Raw genomic sequence first — 20,018 nt, forward strand, 5'->3', positions numbered from 1 at the left:
CGTGTGTGCCGGTCCGCCATCTCCCCAGCTCGTCATTCCGGGGCGACGCGGCGGGATCGAGCGAAGCGAGACCCGGCGCTTCGAGCCCGGAATCCATCGCGCCACTTGCGCCGCGGCTAGATGGATTCCGGCCTCGCGCTGCGCGCGCCCCGGAATGACAAAGGGGGGCTTCGCGAACTGGCTTTTGGGCCAAGAATATCAGATGGTAGCGCGATGATTTTTCGATTTGCGCCCATTGCTCGTTCTCCTGGCCTCTCCCTACGTGCAGAGGGAGAGAGCAGCGGTGTAGGTGCCAAGTGAAAGCCATCCGCTACATTTACTGCGTCGTTGAGGACGCGTTCTACACGTTCCTCGCCGATGACGGCTGGGCGATCGCGAGCCACATCGCGCTCTCGACGCTGATGGCGCTGTTCCCATTCCTGATCGTGCTGACCGCGCTCGCCGGCTTCTTCGGCTCCAAGGAACTCGCCGACCAGGCCGCCAGCCTGATGCTCCAGGTCTGGCCCAAGCAGGTCGCCGATTCGATCTCGGGCGAGGTGCATGACGTGCTGACCACCACCCGGACCGGCCTTTTGACCATCGGCGCGGCGCTGTCGGTCTATTTCGCCTCGAACGGCGTCGAGGCGCTCAGGGTGGCGCTCAACCGCGCCTATGCGGTGGTGGAGATGCGAAGCTGGTACTGGCTTCGGCTGGAGTCGATTGCCTATACGATCATTGCGGCCTTCACGGCGCTCGCTATGGCGTTCCTGATCGTGCTCGGTCCGCTCATTATCGAGGCGGCGCGGCGCCACATTCCGCTGTTCGTCGAATCCAACGAGAGCATCCTCACCTGGGTGCGCTACGGCATCTCCATCGGCGCGCTGGTGGTGGCGCTGATCATCCTGCACGCCTGGCTGCCGGCGGGACGGCGCAGCTTCCTGCAGATACTGCCCGGCATCGTCTTCACCATCGTGGCGTCACTGATCTCCAGCATCGTGTTCGGCCAATACCTGGCCCGCTTTGCCAACAACTACGTGACCATGTATGCGGGGCTCGCCTCGGTGATCATCGCGCTGGTGTTTCTGTATTTCATCGCCGCGATCTTCGTTTACGGCGGCGAGCTCAATGCCGCGATCATCAAGTCGCGGCTTCCTCACGGCGTGTCGCTTCAAGCAGCGCAGTCGCTAAAGCCCTCGGAGACACAGGCTTGACCAGGAAGGCGTCGGCCCCGGCTTCGCGCGAGGCGGCCTCGTCCTCGCCGCGGCCGGACACGCCGATGATCGGGATCCGAGCCAGCGGCGTTGGCAGCCTGCGGATCCGCCGGATGGCCTCGATGCCGTCGATGCCCGGCAGCACCATGTCCATCAGCACCGCGTCGAATGCGCCCTGCTCCAGCCGGTTCACGGTGTCCTCACCGCGCCCGATGAACTCGGCGTGATGGCCGAGCTCGGTCAGGATGGTGTTGAGCACGACGCGGCCGAACGGATTGTCCTCGACGCTGAGAACGCGAAGCGCAGCGGCCGCCTCGGGCTCGCTGCCGTCCTTTGCCTTGCGGGTCTTGCCCCGTCCCGCCAAGTCCAGCGACACCGTCAATGTGAAGGTGGCGCCGCCACCGCGGCGCGGAGCGACGGTGATGTCGCCGCCCATCGCCCGCGCCAATTGCTTGACCGAGGAGAGCCCCAAGCCGGCGCCGCCGAAGCGTGCGGCGATGGTGACATTGGCCTGGGTGAACGGGCGGAAAAGCCGCTTGATCTCGGCCATGGTCAGGCCGATGCCGCTGTCGGACACGGCGAAAGCGACGCCGACCCTGCCCTTTGCTTTGCCTTTGGCGGGACGCCACGGCTCGACGGCGAGGGCTACTCCGCCCTGGTCGGTAAATTTCACGGCGTTGTCGATCAGGTTCTCAAGCGCGGCGCGCAGGCGGACGGAATCACCGACCACGAGCCCTGGGATCTTGTCGGCGATCTCGACCTTGGCCTGGAGACCTTTGGCCGCGGCGCGGCCGGCCAGGGAATCGCCGGCGGTGCGGGCGAGCGCCTTGAGATCGAACAGATCCTGGCGCGGCGTGCTGCCGCCCTTCTCCGTTCTGGCAGCATCCACGAACAGCGTGGCGAGGCTCGCCAGATGCTCGGCGCCGGCCTTGATGGTGTCGGCCCAGCGCCGCTCCCGCTCGCCGAGATCGGAGGTCGCGAGCAGGTCGCTGATCGCGAGAATGCCGGTCAGGGGGGTGCGGACCTCATGGGCAAACGCGGCCAGCGCCGCCTGGACGACATCAGGCGCAGCCGCCTTGGTGCTGCGCTTGCGCAAATGGCCGGCCGCCTTGGGCCGCTTCCGAAGCGGCCGCCGCCTGGACGTCCGGGTGGTGCGCACTGGACGCGTCTTCGCCGCCATGAATCCCCTTCGAAGTACCCTCTTCGAACCCCGCGCTGGCCAAGCATGGCACGGAGGAACGCCCGGAGTCACGGCGACGTTTCCCTAACCCCCAGAGAAACTTAACCTAATCCCACCAGCCGGCGGATCGCGGCAGGCGTGAGGCCGGCCGAACGCAATTCGCGCAGACCGGTCGAGCGGCTCGATTTCGACAGCTTCCGGCCCGCCTCATCCCGAATCAGCCGGTGATGGCGATAGACCGGCTCGGGCAGGCCGAGCAGAACCTGGAGCAAGCGGTGCACCGCCGTGGCGGAAAACAGATCTTGGCCCCGCACGATCTCGCTGGCGCCCTGGAGCGCGTCGTCGACGACCACCGAGAGATGGTAGCTGGTCGGCGTCTCCTTGCGGGCCAGGATGACATCGCCCCAGGCCTCCGGCCGCGCCGGGATGATGCCGCGCTCGCCGTCCGGCCCCTCGCCGAGTTCGTTCCAGCTCAGGCCGGCGGCGCGGCGGCAGGCGGCCGCCATGTCGAGCCGCAGCGCATAGGGCGCGCCCGAGGCGATCAGCTGCGCGCGCGCGTCAGCCGAGAGCGATTTGGCTTCGCCCGGATAAAGCGGCGCGCCGTCGGGATCACGTGGCCACGGCCGGCCGGCCTCGCGCGCCGCCACCAGCCTTGCGATCTCGGCGCGGCTTTCGAAGGCGGGATAGACGAGACCGAGCGCAGAGAGCTTGTCCAGCGCAGCGCGATAATCGGCGAGATGTTCGGATTGACGCCGCACCGGGGTCTCCCAGGCAATCCCAAGCCAGGCGAGATCCTCGTAGATCGCCGCCTCGAACTCCGGCCGGCACCGCGTCGCGTCGATGTCCTCGATTCGCAGCAGCAATCGGCCGCCGGACTCGCGCGCTCGGTCGAAATTGAGCAGCGCGGAATAGGCGTGGCCGAGATGCAGGAAGCCGTTCGGGCTCGGGGCGAATCGGAAAACGGGTGGTGCCATCACATGAATCTCGTCATGGCCGGGCTTGTCCCGGCCATCCACGTTCTTCGGTACCACAGACCGATGGTGTCAACGTCACGAACAAACACCACGACCACCGCTCATGCTACACAGTGCCTCGCGGTGAGAAAGACGTGGATGGCCGGACAAGCCCGCCATGACGCTGGAGAGAACCCGCCCGCCATGACCATCCACCTCGAAACCCAGTCCGATCTCGAAGAGGCCGTCCACGCGCTGATCAAGCGCGATCCGCGGCTCAAGCCCGTGCTCGAGATCGCGGGCATGCCGGCGTTGCGGCGGCGCGAGCCCGGGTTTACGGGGCTCGCGCACATCGTCTGCGGGCAGCAGCTCTCCACCGCGAGCGCCGCGGCGATCTGGGGGCGGCTGTCGGCCGCATTCGATCCGTTCGACCATGACGCCGTGCGCCGCGCCCGCGCCGACCGGCTGGGGCGGCTCGGCCTGTCCGCCGCCAAGATCAAGACGCTCAAGCATCTCGCCCGCGAGATCGCCGCGCAGCGGCTGAACCTCGACGTGCTCGCGGAGGAGGATGCCGACGCGGCGCATCACACCCTGATCGCGCTGCCCGGCATCGGCCCCTGGACGGCCGACCTCTACCTGCTGTTCTGTCTCGGCCACGGCGATGCCTGGCCGGCCGGCGACCTCGCCGTGCAGGAAGGCATCCGTATCGGCCTCGGCCTCAAGGCGCGGCCGACGGAGAAGCAGATGGCGCCGATCGCCGAGCCCTGGCGTCCGCTGCGCGGTGCGGCGGCGCATCTGTGGTGGAGCTATTACCGCGCGGTGAAGAAGCGCGAGGGCGTGCTCGCGGAATCGGGCTAACCCCGCAGCCGCGCGCGGTCGGTCCGGGCGCATTCGGCGACGAATTCGATTACGGCGCGCACCGCCGGCAGCTCGACGAGGTCGGGATGGGCCAGCAGCCAGAGATCCGCAACGCTGGCGAGCTTCTGCGGGGCGACGCGCACGAGATCGGAATAGGCTTCGGCGACGAAGCACGACAGCGCGGAGATTCCGATGCCGGCGCGGACCGCCGCCAGCATGTCCCCCTGGGACGAGCAGCGCATCGCCACCCTTGCCTGCCGCGTGACGACGTCGCTCCAGCGCGCAAGCTGCGCATTGGACGTCTGGTCGGCGAAGCCGATGACGCTGTGCTCCTTCCAATCGCCGCGCCTTTCCGGCAGGGACCGCCCGGCGGCATAATCGCGCGAGGCATAGAAGCCGGTGCCGAGACGGCCGATCTTGCGGCCGACCAGGTTCTCCTCCCCGGTATCGAAGGGCCGCAGCACCACGTCCGCCTCACGCCGGCGCACGCTCGCCGGAAATGGATGGGTGATGATCTCGAGCTGGATATGATCGTGCGCGCGCAGGAAGGCTGGCAAGCGCGGCATCAGCCAGTGCGAGGCCAGCGTCGCGCCGATCGACAGCTTGACGATGCCGCGCGCCTTGTGTCCACCCGCCGCCACTGCGGTTTCGGCCCGCAGCGCTGCGGCCGCCATGGCCTCGGCGTGCTCGCGCAAGGTCCGTCCATCCGCGGTCAGCGCCAGGCCATCGGCAGCCCGCGCCACCAATCTGGTGCCGAGCTGGGCTTCCAGCGCCGCGATCTTGCGGCTGACGGTGGGATGGCTGGTGTGCAGGCGGCGGGCGGCGGCGGTGAAGCTGCCGGTATCGGCGACCGCGACGAAGGTCTTGCAAAGGTCCCAATCCATCGGCGGCCCTGTTCATACCTGAATGATCGTCCGTTCATTATTGAACGGCCCGGGCGGCGCCGTCCAACCTTATAATGGGATCAAATCCGCGGCCACGGGCGGCCCATCCGCCCGCGCGACAATCAAAACGGAAACGCCTCGTGATCCGCCCGCTGGCGGGGCCGCGTTTCGGGAGGACATGATGGCACTGCCCAATCTCTTGAAGGATTCGCTCGAGCTGCCCGTGGTCGGCTCGCCGCTGTTCATCGTCTCCGGCCCGGAACTGGTGATCGCCCAGTGCAAGGCGGGCGTCGTCGGCTCCTTTCCCGCGCTCAATGCCCGTCCGGTCGAGAAGCTCGGCGAATGGCTGAGCCGGATCGAAGACGAGCTCGGCGAGTACAAATCGCGCAATCCCGGCAAGAAGGTCGCGCCCTACGCCGTCAACCAGATCTGCCATGCCTCCAACGACCGGCTGATGAAGGACATGGAGACCTGCGTCAAGCACAAGGCGCCGATCATCATCACCTCGCTGCGGCCGCCGGCGGAGATCGTCGAGGCCGCGCATTCCTATGGCGGACTGGTGTTCCACGACGTCATCAACGTCAAGCACGCGCGCAAAGCGGCCGAGCAGGGCGTCGACGGCCTGATCCTGGTCTGCGCCGGTGCGGGCGGGCACGCCGGCACGCTGTCGCCCTTTGCGCTGGTGCGCGAGGTCAAGCAATGGTTTGACGGCGCCGTCCTGCTGTCGGGCGCGATCAGCGACGGCTATGGCATCGCCTCGGCGCTGACGCTGGGCGCCGACCTCGCCTATATGGGCACGCGCTTCATCGCGACGCAGGAAGCCAATGCCGACCAAGCCTACAAATCGGCGCTGACGCAGCACGCCGCGCACGACATCGTCTACACCAACCTGTTCACCGGCGTGCACGGCAATTATCTCGGTCCGTCGATCGCTGCCGCCGGCCTCGATCCGGACAACCTCCCCGCCGCAGACAAAACGAAAATGAATTTCGGCTCCGGCGGCAACATGAAATCCAAGGCGTGGCGCGACATCTGGGGATCGGGCCAGGGCATCGGCCAGATCACCGATGCCCCGCCCGTCGCGGAGCTCGTCGACCGCATGAAGCGTGAATTCGATCAGGCGAGGCAGGATTTCCTGCTGCGCGTCAGCGCCTGACGTCTCCAACTGACAAGACAAACGGGAGGATATCATGAAGCTGGCAGCCGCACTGATCGGTCTGTCCCTGCTGGCACTCGCCACGGACAGCGCCCGCGCCGAAGGCACGGAGATCCGCATCGGACAGACCCTGCCCTATAGCGGCCCGGCCTCGGGCTTCGGCGCGATCGGGCGGACGCAGGAGGCGTACTTCGAGAAGATCAATGCCGAAGGCGGCATCAACGGCCGCAAGATCAAGTTCATCACGCTGGACGACGCCTATTCGCCGCCGAAGACGGTCGAGCAGACCCGGAAGCTGGTGGAGCAGGACGAGGTGCTGATGCTGTTCGGCTCGCTCGGCACCGCCACCAACAGCGCCGTGCATCGCTACCTCAACGGCAAGAAGGTGCCGCAGCTGTTCGTGCTTTCCGGCGCGACCAAATGGGCCGATCCGCAGAAATATCCATGGACCATGCCCGGCATGGCCGCCTATGAATCCGAAGGCGTGGTCTATGCCAAGCACGTGCTGCGCACCAAGCCGGGCGCCAAGATCGCCATCCTCTCCCAGAACGACGATTTCGGCCGCGACTACGTCGCCGGCTTCAAGCGCGCGCTCGGCGACAAGGCTGCCGGCATGATCGTTGCGGAAGCGACCTACGAGACCAGCGCGCCGACGATCAGCTCGCAGCTCTCGACCCTGAAGGCATCGGGCGCCGACGTGCTGTTCGGCGTCGTGCTCGGCAAGTTCACCTCGCAGATGATCAAGGGCGTCGCCGAGCTCGGCTGGAAGCCCGAGCTGTTCTTCGTGCCGACCTCGGCCTCGTCGATCTCGTTCCTGGAGCCGGCCGGGCTCGACAACGCCGTCGGCCTGATCTCGTCGAGCAACCAGAAGGACACGATGGACCCGCAATGGGCCAGCGATCCCGGCGTGAAGGAGTATTTCGCCTTCATGAAGCAGTACATGCCGAACGCGGATCTCTCCAACTCCAACTATGCGGCCGGCTACCATTACGCGACGCTGCTGATGACGGTGCTGAAGGCGTGCAAGGACGATTTCAGCCGCGACAACATCATGCGCCAGTCCGCCTCGCTGAAAGAGGTGAAGCTGCCGCTGCTGCTGCCCGGCATATCCGTCAGCACCGCCGCCGACGACTATCTGCCGTTCCAGCAGCTGCAGCTGCGGCGCTTCAACGGCAAGAGCTGGGTCGGCTTCGGCGACGTGCTGGACGATCGCTGACTCCAACGGAATGGGAATGACCATGATCATCAGCGGCGAACGCCGGATCGGCCATGACGAGATCCAGGCGCGCATCAGACGCGCGGCGAGCGGGCTGCGCGCCCTCGACCTTGCCGCAGGCGCACCGGTTGCCATGATGCTGCGCAACGACTTCGCCTTGTTCGAGGTGGTCGCGGCCTCGGCCGCACTGGGCAGCCCCGTGGTGCCAATCAATTGGCACCTGAAGGCCGAGGAGGTCCGCTACATCCTGACCGACAGTGGCGCGAAGATCCTGATCTGCCACGCCGACCTGCTGCCACAAATCCGCGGCGGCATTCCGGAGGAGGTCCGCCTGCTCGTGGTCGCAACCCCGCCCGAGCTGGCGGCGACCTTCGCCATTCCCCGTGAGCTGACCGAGGTCTCTTCGGGCCTGACCGATTGGGACCGCTGGCGCGACGGCCACACGGAAACAGAGGAGCCGCCGCGCCGGGCCGCGGCGATGATCTACACGTCGGGGACCACAGGCATGCCGAAGGGCGTGCGGCGCATGCCGATGCCGCCGGAGCAGGCCGCCGCCTCCGAGCGGGTCGGCGCGATCGCCTACGGCATCAAGCCGCGCGAGGGCCAGGTCGTGCTGATCAACGGTCCCATGTACCACTCGGCGCCGCATTCCTACGGCATGATGGCCTTCCGCAACGGCTGCACCATCGTGCTTCAGCCGCGGTTCGACGCCGAGGAGCTGCTGGCGCTGATCGAGCGCCACCGTGTGACGCATATCCACATGGTGCCGACCATGTTCGTCCGTCTGCTGCGCCTGCCCGAAGCGGTCAGGCAGCGCTACGACCTGTCGTCGCTGCGCTTCGTTGTGCACGGCGCGGCGCCCTGCCCGCCCGAGGTGAAGCGGGCCATGATCGAGTGGTGGGGACCGGTCATCAACGAATATTTCGGCTCGACTGAGACCGGCATCCCGGTCTGGCACTCGGCCGAAGAGGCGCTGAAGAAGCCCGGCACGGTCGGCCGCGCCATCGAAGGTGGCATCGTCAAGATCTTTCGCGACGACGGCAGCCTCTGCGATGCTGGTGAGGTCGGCGAGATCTACATGCGCCAGACCGCGGTGCCGGATTTCGACTATCACGGCAAGGCGCAGGCGCGCGCCGAGGCCGGGCGCGACGGTCTCGTCAGCGTCGGCGACGTCGGCTATCTCGATGAGGACGGCTATCTGTTCCTCTGCGACCGCAAGCGCGACATGGTGATCTCGGGCGGCGTCAACATCTATCCCGCCGAGATCGAGAACGTGTTGATCGCGATGCCCGGCGTGCGCGATTGCGCCGTGTTCGGCATCCCGGACGCGGAATATGGCGAGCGGCTGTGCGCCTGCATCGAGCCCGACAGGGCCGAGCAGCTCTCGGCCGCCGCGGTGCAGGCTTTCTTGCGCGAGCGTCTGGCCAACTTCAAAGTGCCGAAGGAGGTCAAGTTCCTGGATGCGCTGCCCCGCGAGGCAACCGGAAAGATCTTCAAGCGCAAGCTGCGCGACCCCTATTGGGCGGACCACAGGCCGGCCGGCGCTTAAGTCGTTCTCCGGCCGCGTCCGCACGTGCGGAATTCCGGGCCATATTCCGTCCGGGCAGGGCCGCATGCCGGCCTCGCTCAGGTCCGCGGCTTTTGGTGGGCGGCGAAACCGTATAGCGTTCGATCTCTGAGGAAACGCCGCGAAGACGGCCATGAGGTCGCGCATGCTGGACCGGACGCAGGATATTTCCATCGCCGCACAGGCCTGGCTCGACGACTTCGAGCGCACCTTAAGCAGACCTGATCCCGCGACGCTGGGCCCGCTCTTCCTCGCCGACGGCTTCTGGCGCGACGTGCTGGCGCTGAGCTGGAACCTGCAGACCATCGCGGGCCGCGATGCGATCGCGCAGGAGCTTGCGGCGCGCGCGCCCAAGGCGGCGCCCAGCAATTTCAAGATCGCGCCGAACCGGGCGCCGCCGCGCTGGGTGACGCGCGCCGGCACCAACAACATCGAAGCGATCTTCAATTTTGAGACCGCGCTCGGCCGCGGCAGCGGCATTGTCCGGCTCATTCCCGACGGCCCTGACGACAGCCTGAAAGCCTGGACGCTGCTCACCGCGCTCGACGAATTGAAAGGCTTCGAGGAACAGCTCGGCACCTCGCGGCCGCGGGGGCAGGCCTATTCTCGCGACTTCCGCGGGCCGAACTGGCTCGACCAGCGCAACGCTGCGCGCGCCTATGCCGATCACGATCCGGCCGTGCTGGTGGTCGGCGGTGGCCAGGCCGGGCTCGCGATTGCCGCGCGGCTGAAGCAGCTCAAGGTCGACACGCTGATCGTCGATCGCGAGACGCGGATCGGCGACAATTGGCGCAAGCGCTATCACGCGCTGACCCTGCACAACCAGGTGCAGGTGAATCACCTGCCCTATATGCCGTTTCCACCGAACTGGCCGGTCTATATCCCCAAGGACAAGCTCGCCAACTGGTTCGAGGCCTATGTCGATGCGATGGAGCTGAACTTCTGGACCGGCACCGAGTTCGAGGGCGGCGCCTATGACGAGGCCAAGGGCCACTGGACCGTCACGCTGCGGCGCGCCGACGGCAGCAAGCGCACCATGCATCCGCGCCATGTGATCATGGCGACCGGCGTCAGCGGCATCGCCAACATTCCCGACATTGCGACCCTCGACAATTTCAAGGGGACGCTGGTGCATTCCAGCGGCTACGAGGACGGCGAGAACTGGACCGGCAAGCGCGCCATCGTCCTCGGCACCGGCAACAGCGGTCACGACATCGCGCAGGATCTTCATTCCAGCGGCGCCGAGGTGACGCTGGTGCAGCGCTCGCCCACACTCGTGACCAATATCGAACCGTCGGCGCAGCTCGCTTATGCGACCTACAACGAGGGCACGCTAGAGGACAACGATCTGATTGCGGCCTCGATGCCGACGCCGCTCGCGAAGAAGACGCATGTGATGCTGACCGAGCAATCCAAGCAGCTCGACAAGGAGCTACTCGACGGCCTCGCGCGCGTCGGCTTCAAGCTCGATTTCGGCGAAGCCGGCACCGGCTGGCAGTTCAAATACCTCACCCGCGGCGGCGGCTATTACTTCAACGTCGGCTGCTCCAACCTGATCGTCGAGGGCAAGATCAGCCTCAGGCAGTTCTCCGACATCGAAAGCTTCAACGCTGAGGGCGCGCGGATGAAGGACGGCTCGATCATTACCGCCGACCTGGTCGTGCTCTCGACCGGCTACAAGCCGCAGGAATATCTGGTGCGCAAGCTGTTCGGCGACGGCATCGCCGACCGCGTCGGGCCGATCTGGGGTTTTGGCGACGGCTTCGAGCTGCGCAACATGTATGCGCGCACCAGGCAGCCCGGCCTCTGGTTCATCGCCGGGAGCCTGGCGCAATGCCGGATCAACTCGAAATATCTGGCGCTGCAGATCAAGGCGATCGAGGAAGGGATTTTGGCACGAATATAGCTACAGCCTTCATTCCGGGGCGCGCGAAGCGCGAACCCGGAATCCATCTAACCACAGAGTATGCTGCCCAATGGATTCTCAGATGCGCAATTGCGCATCATGGTCACGCTTCGCGCGCCCCGGAATGACAAGAGGAGAGATCAATGCCAGCCATTCTCGGCACCGGCGAGCACCGCTACCGCGTCGTCGACAACTTCGCGAAATTGCCGGACGGCTGGCAACTCACCGACGTCGCCTCGGTCGCGGTCGACAGCAAGGACCGCGTCTACGTCTTCAACCGCGGCGCCCACCCGATGGTGGTGCTGGACCGCGACGGCAATTTCCTGCGCAGTTGGGGCGAAGGACTGTTTTCCCGCGCGCACGGCCTGCACATCGACGCCGACGACAATCTCTATTGCACCGACGACGGCGACCATACCGTGCGCAAATGCACCACTGACGGCAAGGTGCTGCTGACGATCGGCATTCCTGCAAAGCCGGCGCCGTTCATGAGCGGCGAGCCGTTCCACCGCTGCACCCACACCGCGCTGTCGCCGAAGGGCGAGATCTACGTCTCCGACGGCTATGGCAATGCGCGCGTGCACAAATTCACGCCCGACGGCAAGCTGATCAAGAGCTGGGGCGAGCCGGGCACCGATCCCGGTCAGTTCAACATCGTGCACAATATCGCCACCGATGCCGACGGCTGGGTCTATGTCGCCGATCGCGAGAACCACCGCGTCCAGGTGTTCGACGGCGAGGGCAAATACGAGACGCAGTGGAACAATCTGCACCGACCCTGCGCGCTGTGCTGCTGCGGCGGGGCCAAGAGCCCGACCTTCGTGATCGGCGAGCTCGGCCCCGGCCTCGCCATCAACCGCAATGTACCCAATCTCGGCCCGCGGCTGTCGATCGTGGACACCAAGGGAAATCGCATCGCGCGGCTCGGCGGCGAGGAGGGGCCGGGCGTCGCCAGCGGCAAATTCCTGGCGCCGCACGGCATCGCGCTGGACTCGAAGGGCGATATCTATGTCGGCGAGGTCGGCGTCACCAATTGGGAGACCAGCTTTCCGGACGAGGAGATGCCGGCCGCGGTGCGCGCGACGCGCTGCCTGCAGAAGCTGGAGCGGGTACGGGAGTAGCTGCCATGGCAACGCCAGCCCACGCTGGGGCGGTTCCGCGCGCCCCCGGGATCGCGGCTTTTTGAGCACGTTTGCCACCCCGCCGCCGCATTGCTTGCGCTTGAATAAGTCGCTCAACGGGCTTCACAATCCCGTCACGCTGCATGTAGTATGTCACTACATGCTGCTTCGCAGCGTATATTGGAGGCCGGGAGCGTTACTTGAACGCACATGTCTCGCAAGGCAGTTGGCCGGTGTTGGTGCTGAATGCGGACTTCCGGCCGCTGAGTTACTACCCACTGTCGTTGTGGTCGTGGCAAGACGCGATCAAGGCGGTGTTCCTCGACCGCGTCAACATCGTCGCACATTACGATCAGGCGGTTCGAAGTCCCACGCTGGAAATGCAGCTGCCCAGCGTCGTCTCGCTCAAATCCTTCGTCAAGCCGACCACCCACCCCGCCTTCACCCGCTTCAACGTCTTCCTGCGCGATCGTTTCGCCTGCCAATATTGCGGCTCGCCCGAAGACCTCACCTTCGATCACATCATCCCGCGCAGCAAAGGCGGCCAGACCACCTGGGAGAACGTGGTCGCGGCGTGCTCGCCGTGTAATTTGCGCAAGGGCAATCTCACACCGGCGCAGTCCAAAATGTTTCCGCGCCAGACCGCGTTCGCGCCCACCGTGCACCAGCTCCACCGCAACGGCCGGCTGTTTCCGCCGAACTATCTGCACGACAGCTGGCTGGACTATCTGTACTGGGATACGGAGCTGGATCCGTAGGTGCGAGCCAGCGCGCTCTGCTACCCCCGCTGCAACGCCAGCGTCACGCCGCCGAGCGTGAGCGCCATCGCCGTCCATTCGCGATAGCCGAGCGGCTCGCCGAGAATGATCGCCGCTGAGACGACGCCGATCACGGGCACGATCAGCATGCCGGTCGACGCCGTGGTTGGGGGCAGACGGCGCAGCGTCTCGAACCAGGTGACGTAGCAGAGGCCCATCGGCACCAGCGTCATGTAGACGAAGCAGCCGAGCCCCAGCGGAGTGATGGCGGTGACGTCAGGGCGCTCGAACAGCACGCCGAGGACCAGCATCGTGGCGCAGCCCAGCCCGACCTGCCAGGCGACGACGACCAGCGGCGGCATCGGCAGCGGCTTGCGGTTGAGCACATTGCCGAGCGCGAACAGGATGGCGCAGAGCAGTGCGAGCGCAATGCCGACCAGCTTGTCGGTGCTGAACGCAAGACCGTCGCCGCTCAGGAGCAGCGTGACGCCGGCAATGCCGAGGACAAGCCCGAGAACATCTCGTCGCGCCGGCCGCGTGTGCAGCACCGGCCAGGCGAACAGCATCGCCCAGATCGGCATCGTATAGGCGAGCAGCGCGCCCTCACTCACGCTCACATATTTCATCGCGACCGTGCCGAGACCCATCCAGGCCAAGACGTTGGTGAAGGTCGCAAACAAGAGGCGCGGCACCGCCTCGCGCGGGACGGCGAAGGATTCCTTCCGGATCAGCACCAGGGTGCCGAGAATGAGCGAGGCGCAAACACCCGCAAGGCCGCGCGCGAACAAAGGCGGCCATTGCTGCAGCAGCAGCTTCATCAGCGGCCAGTTCAAAGCCCAGCCGAACGCCGTTACGCACAGGCAGAGAGAGCCGATCGTCCTGTCGCGTCGCGCCGTGTCCATACCCGCGCTTAGCAGGCCGGCGCCGGCCGCTCCACCTCGCCTGGTGCATGCGGGCCATCGCGGAGCAAGGAACCCGAAGCTTCCACGACCGTTCAGACCGTGGGCCAGGCACGCTCGCCTGCGCACGTTCCGCCATACGCATGTTTCGGATGGCAATATACCAAATGAGGGAAGGCCATGCCCACAGCCGAGCACGATCACGTCTACAAGATCCTGGACCTCGTCGGATCATCCGAGACCTCGATCGAGGATGCGATCAAGAACGCCATCAGCCGCGCCTCCAAGACCGTTCGCGAAATAAGATGGTTCGAGGTCGTGCAAACGCGCGGCCATGTCGAGAATGGCGCCGTGCGTCATTTTCAGGTGACGCTGCGCGTCGGCTTCACGTTGGAAGGATGAGACGTCAGGCCGCCCATCGCGCGGCGACACCACCATGAAAGCGGGCCGACGAGAGTGGAACTCGATGTCGGCCATGTTCCCGGTCGAGTACAGACCCCGCACAATCATCGCGGATATTGCAACAAGCCGTTAAGGCGAAAGTGAGAGGTTTGCTCCGATTTGGAGCAAGCCTGATGGTCACAAGCCGCGAACTCGGCAAGACGCGCCTTCCGCTCTGGGCGGCCGGATTCGTCGTGCTGACTTGCGTGGCTATCCTCGGCCTGAGTGCGTGGCGCGAATGGGAGGCGCGCAACGCCGATCTGAGGAACGCCGAGATCGACGTCGCCAACGTAGCTCATTCGCTGATTCAGCATGCCGACGACACGTTCGAGCTTGCCGATACGATTCTTGTCGGACTGGTCCACCGGCTCGAAATCGACGGGACGGGTGCGGACACGATTACGAAACTGCAGGCCTATCTGCCGACCCGCAAATCATCGGACCGCATCCGCGGCATCTTCATCTATGATGCGACCGGCCGCTGGCTCGCCACGACGGAGCGGCTCGACTTCTCCAAGCTCAACAACAGCGACCGGGAATATTTCCAGCGCCATCGCGATTCTCCGGAGAGGGGCACGCTGATCGGGCGGCCCGTCAAGAGCCGCTCCGGCGGCCAGTGGATCGTCACCGCATCCCGCCGGATCAACGATTCCGACGGCGGCTTTGCCGGCGTTGCCCTGCTCACGATCGACGTCAACTATTTCGTCAAGTTCTACGAGCGGTTCGATATCGGACCGAACGGTTCGGCATCTCTGCTCAACGGCAGCGGCATCATGCTGGCGCGCAGCCGTGACGAGAGCGGCGCCTTCGTCGGACGCGACCTGTCCGATGCGCCCTTGTTCAGGAGCTGGAAAAGCCGCCCCGCCGCGGCGGTCTATTACTTCAAATCGCCGCTCGATGGCGTGGAGCGGCTGAGCTATTACCAGCGCAGCAGCCGCTATTCGCTGATGGTGCTGGCGAGCAAGTCGCAGGCCGACGTGCTCGCCCCCTGGCGACGCGCGGCAGCAGCACGCATGAGCTTCGTCCTCGGACTCGTCCTCTTGATCGCGGTGATCGGCTACTATCTGGTCCGTCAGTTGCTGCAGCGGCAGCGCACGGCACAGGCCCTGGTCGCCAAGGAAGCCAATTTCCGCCTGCTGGCCGAGCAATCCAGCGACATGGTGACCCGCATCGGGCTGGATAACCGGTTGCTCTACGTCTCTCCCTCCTGCGCGCGCATCACCGGCTGGTCGGCCGAAGAACTGATGGGCACCTCGGCCCTGGCCGGCATTCACGCCGACGACATGGAACGAGTTGAGCAGGCCATCGCCGCGCTGAAGAATGGCGAGGCGGAGGAAGCGCGGTTCGTCTATCGGCAGCGTCATCGCGACAAAGGCGAGATCTGGGCCGAGGCGGCGCTACACGTCACCGTGGCGTCCGACAGCGGCGTGATCGACGGCGTCGTCGCGGTCGTGCGCGACATGACCGAGCAGAAGGATCTTCAGGACAGGCTCGCCTCGCTGGCAATCACTGACGGTCTCACCGGCCTCGCCAACCGTCGCGCCTTCGACGACCACCTTGCCGACGAATGGGCGCGGGCTCGGCGCGACGGAACCCAGCTCTCGCTGCTACTGATCGATGTCGATCATTTCAAGAAATTCAACGATCTCTATGGGCATCTGGCGGGCGACGCCTGCCTGCGCGCGCTGGCCCGGATTTTATCCGCCCAGGCCAGGCGTCCGGCCGACCTCGCGGCGCGCTATGGCGGCGAGGAATTCGCCGTGCTGCTGCCGAACACCGGTCCTGAAGGCTGCGCCGAGGTCGGCGAAGCGATTCGCCAGGCGCTGCTCGATCTCGCCATGCTGCACGCGCAAAATCCGCCTTCGCGGCTGGTGACTGCGAGCATCGGCGGCGCCGCGGCTCTTCCGTCCCAGACCGCGATGGACTCTAGTACGCTGGTCGCCGCCGCCGACCGTGCGCTCTACGTCGCCAAGGAGAGCGGCCGAGACCGGCTGGTGATGTCGGGCCAGGTGATAGCATGGCCCGCGAAAAGCGCGTGAGCTGATCGGCCGTCTACGGATTCATAGCACTACGCCAGATGGCACGCCACGAAATGGCCGCCCGCGCCCTCCTTCAGCGGCGGCGCGCTTTCCGCGCAGCGTGGCTGGGCGATCGGGCAGCGGGTGTGGAAGTGACAGCCGGAGGGCGGCTTCATCGGGCTCGGCACGTCGCCCTTGAGGCGGATGCGCTCGCGCTTGAGTTTTGGATCTGGCACCGGCACCGCCGACAGTAGCGCCCTGGTGTAGGGATGCTGCGGGTTGCGGTAGAGGTCGCTGGCTTTCGCGAGCTCGACGATGCGGCCGAGATACATCACCGCGACACGGTCGGAGATGTGCTCGACCACCGAGAGATCGTGCGCGACGAACAGATAGGTCAGGTTCAGCTCGGCCTGAAGGTCCTCCAGCAGGTTGATGACCTGGGCCTGGATCGACACGTCGAGCGCGGAGACCGGCTCGTCGCAGACGATCAGCTTCGGCTCGACCGCGAGCGCGCGCGCGATCACGATGCGCTGGCGCTGGCCGCCGGAGAATTCATGCGGATAGCGCCGCATGTGCTCGGCCTTGAGCCCGACCTTGACCAGAAGTCCGGCAACGCGCTCCTCGCGCTCTTTCGAGGAGGAGGCGAGATTGTGGATGGTAAAGGCCTCGCCGAGAATGGCCCCGACCGTCATGCGCGGATTGAGCGAGGCGAACGGATCCTGGAACACCAGCTGCATGTTCCGCCGCATCGCGCGCAGATCGTTGCCGCCGAGCTTGCGTACGTCCTGGCCGTCGAAGGTGACCTCGCCGTCGGTCGGCTCGATCAGGCGCAGCACGCAGCGCCCGGTCGTCGACTTGCCGCAACCGGATTCGCCGACGAGGCCGAGCGTCTCGCCGCGGTTGACCGAGAACGACACGCCGTCGACCGCATAGACGGTGCCGACCTGGCGCGACAAGAGGCCGCCGAGCACCGGGAAATGTTTCTTCAGGCCGCTGACGCGGAGCAAGGGCTCGCTCATGACGCGGCTCCCACGCTGGTATCTCCGAGATGACAGGCCATGCGGTGACCGGGGGCGATCTCGCGCAGCAGCGGCTCCTTCTCGGTGCAGACATTCATGGCGAACTTGCAGCGCGGCGCGAAGCGGCAGCCGACCGGCGGGTTGATCAGGATCGGCACAGAGCCGCCGATCGCCTCGAGCCGCGTCTTGTGCTCGCTGTCGAGATCGATGCGCGGGATCGAGCGGATCAGGCCTTGCGTATAGGGGTGACGGGGATCGCCGAAGAGATCGTCGACGGGCGCCTCCTCCACCACCTTGCCGGCATACATCACGACGACGCGCTGCGCGGTCTCGGCGACGACGCCCATGGCATGGGTGATCAGCATCACCGCCATGCCGAAGCGGTCCTTCATGTCCTGCAACAGGTCGAGGATCTGCGCCTGGATGGTGACGTCGAGCGCGGTGGTGGGCTCGTCGGCGATGATCAGCTTCGGCTTGCAGGCGAGAGCCATCGCGATCATCACGCGCTGGCGCATGCCGCCGGAAAACTGATGCGGATAATTGTGCACGCGGCCTTCGGCGTTCGGGATCTGCACCAGTTTCAGCATCTCGATGGTGCGCTCGAGCGCCTGCTTCCTGGTCACCGCTTCGTGCCGTCGCAGGCTCTCGGCGATCTGCTCGCCGATGGTGAGCACCGGATTGAGCGAGGTCATCGGCTCCTGGAAGATGAAGCCGATCTCCTTCGCCCTGATCTCGTCGAGCTGGTTGCTGGTCAGCGGCACCAGATCGCGCCCCTCGAAGATGATCTGGCCCGCCGCGATCCGGCCCGGCGGCATCGCGATCAGCTTCAGGATCGACATCGCGGTCACGGTCTTGCCGCAGCCGGATTCGCCGACGACGCAGAGCGTCTCGCCCCTGTTGATGGAGATGTCGACACCGTCGACGGCCTGGAGGATGCCGTCGTCCGTGGAGAAGTGGGTTTTCAGGCCCTTGATCTCGAGCAGCGGCGCCATCAGATCACCCGTCGCGCATCGAGCGCGTCGCGCAGACCGTCGCCGATGAAGTTGATGGCCACCACCGCGACGAAGATCGCGCCGCCCGGAAACAGCGCCCAGTGCGGACCGATGTCGAGAAAATCCTTGGCGTCAAACAGCAGCCGGCCCCAGGTCGGGGTATCCGGCGGGAAGCCGAGGCCGAGGAAGGACAGCGTCGATTCCGCGATGATCGCGGCGGCGACGTCGATGGTACCGGCGATGATCACCGGGCCGACCGCATTGGGCAGGATGTGCCGTACCACCTGCCGCACCGGACTGGCACCGAGCGCACGGGCGGCTTCGACGAACTCCTTTTCGCGGAGCGACAAGAACTGGGCACGCACCAGCCGCGCCACCGGCATCCAGCGCAGACCTCCGATCACGAGCACGATCAAGATGAAGATGCCGCCTTCGGGCCCGAACACCTGCTTCAGCCCGTCGCGGAACAGATAGATCAGCAGCAGCAGCAGCGGCAGCTGCGGCAGCGACAGGAACAGGTCGGTGAGCCACATCAATCCGTGTCCGAGCGCGCCGCGCGACATACCGGCGAGCGCGCCGATCACTGTGCCGATGATGACAGCGACCAGCATCGCGGCGAGCCCGACCGCGAGCGAGATGCGGCCGCCATAGATCATGCGCGCCAGAATGTCCTGGCCGAGATCGTCGGTGCCGAAGGGATGGGCGAGCGACGGACCCTGCAGGCCCGCGACGATGTCGATCTCGTTGATCTTCACACGCCACACGAACGGCCCAAGCACGACGGCGAGCACCAGGATGAGGAGCAGGACAGCGCTGACCACCGCGAGCCGGTGGCGGCTGTAACGCCGCCATGCTTCGCGCCAGGGCGAATAGGCGCGCCGCTCAGCGGAGGGAGATGCGAGGGTCAAGCCAGCCATAAAGCAGGTCCGCGATGAGATTGAACAGCACCACGAGGCACGCGAAGACGAAGGTGACGGCCATCACCACCGGCGTGTCGTTGGAAAGGATGGAGGAGATCAGCAGCGAGCCGATGCCGGGAATGCGGAAGATCTGCTCGGTGACGATGGCGCCGCCGAACACCGCGGGCATCTGCAACGCGATCAGCGTGACCACGGGAATCATGGCGTTGCGCATCACGTGCTTGATGATCACCGTGGTCTGGCCGAGGCCCTTGGCCCGCGCCGTGGTGACGTAGTCGAGCCGGATGACGTCGAGCATCGCCGAGCGCACGAAGCGCGTCATCGACGCCGCTTGGAACAGGCCGAGCACCGCCACCGGCATGATCGCCTGACGGATCATCTCCAGCACCCAGCGGATGCCGGTGGCCTTGATGTCGGTGGTGTAGACGAAAGGCAGCCAGTCCAGCGTGACCGAGAAGATCAGGATGAACAGGATGCCGGTGAAGAAGGTCGGCAGCGAGAAGCCGACGAAGGCGAGCGTATTCGCGATCTGGTCGAACAGCGAATACGGCCTGGTCGCGGCATAGACGCCGACCGGAATCGCGATCAGCAGCGCCAGGATCTGCGCCGAGCCGATCACGTAGAGCGTGGCGGGCAGGCGCTGGAGGATCAGCGTGTCGACGTTCATCCGGCTGACGAAGGAGAAGCCCCAGTCGCCGTGCAGCATGGCGTTGAGCCAGTGCAGGTAGCGGAGGTAGATCGGGTCGTCGAGACCGAACTTGGCCCGGAGTGCCGCCTGCACTTCGGGCGGCACGTTCGGATTGGTGGCCAGTTCGGAGAACGGATCGCCGGGCGCGAGCGCAAGCACGACGAACAGCACCAGCGAAATCGCCAGCAGGCTCGGAACGGCGATCAGGAGGCGACGCAGGACATACTGACTCATAGGGAAGAATCCCGTCTA

At 65.8% G+C, this 20,018-nt stretch carries 18 protein-coding genes; 10 read left to right on the top strand and 8 right to left on the bottom strand.

The window, feature by feature from the left end; genetic code table 11:
- Positions 1-296 precede the first annotated feature (296 nt).
- Positions 297-1,190: a YihY/virulence factor BrkB family protein gene (locus N2605_RS31800; protein WP_035996826.1), complete on the top strand. Its 894-nt coding sequence runs from the start codon at positions 297-299 to the stop codon at positions 1,188-1,190.
- Here the strand turns inward: N2605_RS31800 and N2605_RS31805 are convergent.
- Together N2605_RS31805 and gluQRS are read right to left on the bottom strand one after the other, a co-directional pair.
- Positions 1,117-2,370 carry an ATP-binding protein gene (locus N2605_RS31805; RefSeq protein ID WP_260344865.1) on the bottom strand — a complete coding sequence of 418 codons (1,254 nt, stop codon included), beginning with the start codon at positions 2,368-2,370 and terminating at the stop codon, positions 1,117-1,119. The genes N2605_RS31800 and N2605_RS31805 overlap by 74 nt on opposite strands.
- Positions 2,371-2,471: 101 nt before the next feature.
- Entirely contained in the window at positions 2,472-3,344 is an 873-nt protein-coding gene (gluQRS, locus tag N2605_RS31810) for a tRNA glutamyl-Q(34) synthetase GluQRS (protein WP_260344867.1), read from the bottom strand.
- A gap of 183 nt (positions 3,345-3,527) precedes the next feature.
- On the opposite strand from gluQRS, the gene N2605_RS31815 reads away from it, so the two are divergent.
- A complete protein-coding gene (locus N2605_RS31815) occupies positions 3,528-4,181 on the top strand; it encodes a DNA-3-methyladenine glycosylase family protein (RefSeq protein WP_225113031.1) in 654 nt (217 codons plus the stop codon).
- Here the strand turns inward: N2605_RS31815 and N2605_RS31820 are convergent.
- Complete coding sequence (locus N2605_RS31820) at positions 4,178-5,065, bottom strand: LysR family transcriptional regulator (protein WP_035996816.1); 888 nt, start codon at positions 5,063-5,065, stop codon at positions 4,178-4,180. The genes N2605_RS31815 and N2605_RS31820 overlap by 4 nt on opposite strands.
- Before the next feature lie 181 nt (positions 5,066-5,246).
- Between N2605_RS31820 and N2605_RS31825 the strand changes: the two genes are divergently transcribed.
- From N2605_RS31825 to N2605_RS31850, 6 genes are all read left to right on the top strand, one after another.
- Positions 5,247-6,221, top strand: coding sequence for an NAD(P)H-dependent flavin oxidoreductase (locus tag N2605_RS31825; RefSeq protein WP_225113030.1), 975 nt, complete (start codon positions 5,247-5,249; stop codon positions 6,219-6,221).
- A 34-nt stretch (positions 6,222-6,255) separates the two neighbouring features.
- A complete protein-coding gene (locus tag N2605_RS31830) occupies positions 6,256-7,437 on the top strand; it encodes an ABC transporter substrate-binding protein (RefSeq protein WP_225113029.1) in 1,182 nt (393 codons plus the stop codon).
- A gap of 22 nt (positions 7,438-7,459) precedes the next feature.
- The gene (locus N2605_RS31835; RefSeq protein ID WP_225113052.1) at positions 7,460-8,986 is read left to right on the top strand and encodes an acyl-CoA synthetase; all 1,527 of its coding nucleotides are present in this window, start codon (positions 7,460-7,462) and stop codon (positions 8,984-8,986) included.
- A gap of 163 nt (positions 8,987-9,149) precedes the next feature.
- The gene (locus N2605_RS31840; protein ID WP_260344868.1) at positions 9,150-10,910 is read left to right on the top strand and encodes an NAD(P)/FAD-dependent oxidoreductase; all 1,761 of its coding nucleotides are present in this window, start codon (positions 9,150-9,152) and stop codon (positions 10,908-10,910) included.
- 143 nt (positions 10,911-11,053) lie between these two features.
- Positions 11,054-12,031, top strand: a complete 978-nt coding sequence (locus N2605_RS31845) for a peptidyl-alpha-hydroxyglycine alpha-amidating lyase family protein (protein ID WP_225128547.1) — start codon at positions 11,054-11,056, stop codon at positions 12,029-12,031.
- 200 nt (positions 12,032-12,231) lie between these two features.
- Positions 12,232-12,789, top strand: a complete 558-nt coding sequence (locus N2605_RS31850) for an HNH endonuclease (RefSeq protein WP_057028390.1) — start codon at positions 12,232-12,234, stop codon at positions 12,787-12,789.
- Positions 12,790-12,809: 20 nt separating this feature from the next.
- Here the strand turns inward: N2605_RS31850 and N2605_RS31855 are convergent, their stop codons facing one another.
- A complete protein-coding gene (locus N2605_RS31855) occupies positions 12,810-13,691 on the bottom strand; it encodes a DMT family transporter (protein ID WP_225147405.1) in 882 nt (293 codons plus the stop codon).
- A gap of 177 nt (positions 13,692-13,868) precedes the next feature.
- On the opposite strand from N2605_RS31855, the gene N2605_RS31860 reads away from it, so the two are divergent.
- Positions 13,869-14,090 carry a dodecin gene (locus N2605_RS31860; protein WP_036020706.1) on the top strand — a complete coding sequence of 74 codons (222 nt, stop codon included), beginning with the start codon at positions 13,869-13,871 and terminating at the stop codon, positions 14,088-14,090.
- Positions 14,091-14,263: 173 nt separating this feature from the next.
- Positions 14,264-16,168 carry a sensor domain-containing diguanylate cyclase gene (locus tag N2605_RS31865; protein ID WP_260344870.1) on the top strand — a complete coding sequence of 635 codons (1,905 nt, stop codon included), beginning with the start codon at positions 14,264-14,266 and terminating at the stop codon, positions 16,166-16,168.
- Positions 16,169-16,197: 29 nt separating this feature from the next.
- On the opposite strand, the gene N2605_RS31870 is transcribed toward N2605_RS31865, so the two are convergent.
- Genes N2605_RS31870 through N2605_RS31885 form a run of 4 tightly spaced genes read right to left on the bottom strand, consistent with a single transcriptional unit; the run spans position 16,198 to position 20,000 of the window.
- The gene (locus tag N2605_RS31870; RefSeq protein ID WP_035996776.1) at positions 16,198-17,166 is read right to left on the bottom strand and encodes an ABC transporter ATP-binding protein; all 969 of its coding nucleotides are present in this window, start codon (positions 17,164-17,166) and stop codon (positions 16,198-16,200) included.
- Positions 17,163-18,158, bottom strand: a complete 996-nt coding sequence (locus N2605_RS31875) for an ABC transporter ATP-binding protein (RefSeq protein WP_260344873.1) — start codon at positions 18,156-18,158, stop codon at positions 17,163-17,165. Before N2605_RS31875 ends, N2605_RS31870 begins: the two co-directional genes overlap by 4 nt.
- A complete protein-coding gene (locus tag N2605_RS31880) occupies positions 18,158-19,075 on the bottom strand; it encodes an ABC transporter permease (protein ID WP_035996800.1) in 918 nt (305 codons plus the stop codon). Before N2605_RS31880 ends, N2605_RS31875 begins: the two co-directional genes overlap by 1 nt.
- Positions 19,041-20,000: an ABC transporter permease gene (locus tag N2605_RS31885; RefSeq protein WP_260344876.1), complete on the bottom strand. Its 960-nt coding sequence runs from the start codon at positions 19,998-20,000 to the stop codon at positions 19,041-19,043. Before N2605_RS31885 ends, N2605_RS31880 begins: the two co-directional genes overlap by 35 nt.
- Between the last annotated feature and the right edge of the window lie 18 nt (positions 20,001-20,018).

Source organism: Bradyrhizobium yuanmingense (genome assembly GCF_025200905.1).
GTDB lineage: Bacteria > Pseudomonadota > Alphaproteobacteria > Rhizobiales > Xanthobacteraceae > Bradyrhizobium > Bradyrhizobium yuanmingense.

What these genes read in the sequence shown, in the direction of transcription:
- N2605_RS31815 (WP_225113031.1), top strand. Translation starts at nt 3,528, where the DNA reads ATGACCATCCACCTCGAAACCCAGTCCGATCTCGAAGAGGCCGTCCAC.
- N2605_RS31845 (WP_225128547.1), top strand. Translation starts at nt 11,054, where the DNA reads ATGCCAGCCATTCTCGGCACCGGCGAGCACCGCTACCGCGTCGTCGAC.
- N2605_RS31870 (WP_035996776.1), bottom strand. Translation starts at nt 17,166, where the DNA reads ATGAGCGAGCCCTTGCTCCGCGTCAGCGGCCTGAAGAAACATTTCCCG.
- N2605_RS31825 (WP_225113030.1), top strand. Translation starts at nt 5,247, where the DNA reads ATGGCACTGCCCAATCTCTTGAAGGATTCGCTCGAGCTGCCCGTGGTC.
- N2605_RS31830 (WP_225113029.1), top strand. Translation starts at nt 6,256, where the DNA reads ATGAAGCTGGCAGCCGCACTGATCGGTCTGTCCCTGCTGGCACTCGCC.
- N2605_RS31880 (WP_035996800.1), bottom strand. Translation starts at nt 19,075, where the DNA reads ATGGCTGGCTTGACCCTCGCATCTCCCTCCGCTGAGCGGCGCGCCTAT.
- N2605_RS31805 (WP_260344865.1), bottom strand. Translation starts at nt 2,370, where the DNA reads ATGGCGGCGAAGACGCGTCCAGTGCGCACCACCCGGACGTCCAGGCGG.
- N2605_RS31860 (WP_036020706.1), top strand. Translation starts at nt 13,869, where the DNA reads ATGCCCACAGCCGAGCACGATCACGTCTACAAGATCCTGGACCTCGTC.
- N2605_RS31840 (WP_260344868.1), top strand. Translation starts at nt 9,150, where the DNA reads ATGCTGGACCGGACGCAGGATATTTCCATCGCCGCACAGGCCTGGCTC.
- gluQRS (WP_260344867.1), bottom strand. Translation starts at nt 3,344, where the DNA reads ATGGCACCACCCGTTTTCCGATTCGCCCCGAGCCCGAACGGCTTCCTG.
- N2605_RS31835 (WP_225113052.1), top strand. Translation starts at nt 7,460, where the DNA reads ATGATCATCAGCGGCGAACGCCGGATCGGCCATGACGAGATCCAGGCG.
- N2605_RS31875 (WP_260344873.1), bottom strand. Translation starts at nt 18,158, where the DNA reads ATGGCGCCGCTGCTCGAGATCAAGGGCCTGAAAACCCACTTCTCCACG.
- N2605_RS31855 (WP_225147405.1), bottom strand. Translation starts at nt 13,691, where the DNA reads ATGGACACGGCGCGACGCGACAGGACGATCGGCTCTCTCTGCCTGTGC.
- N2605_RS31885 (WP_260344876.1), bottom strand. Translation starts at nt 20,000, where the DNA reads ATGAGTCAGTATGTCCTGCGTCGCCTCCTGATCGCCGTTCCGAGCCTG.
- N2605_RS31865 (WP_260344870.1), top strand. Translation starts at nt 14,264, where the DNA reads ATGGTCACAAGCCGCGAACTCGGCAAGACGCGCCTTCCGCTCTGGGCG.
- N2605_RS31820 (WP_035996816.1), bottom strand. Translation starts at nt 5,065, where the DNA reads ATGGATTGGGACCTTTGCAAGACCTTCGTCGCGGTCGCCGATACCGGC.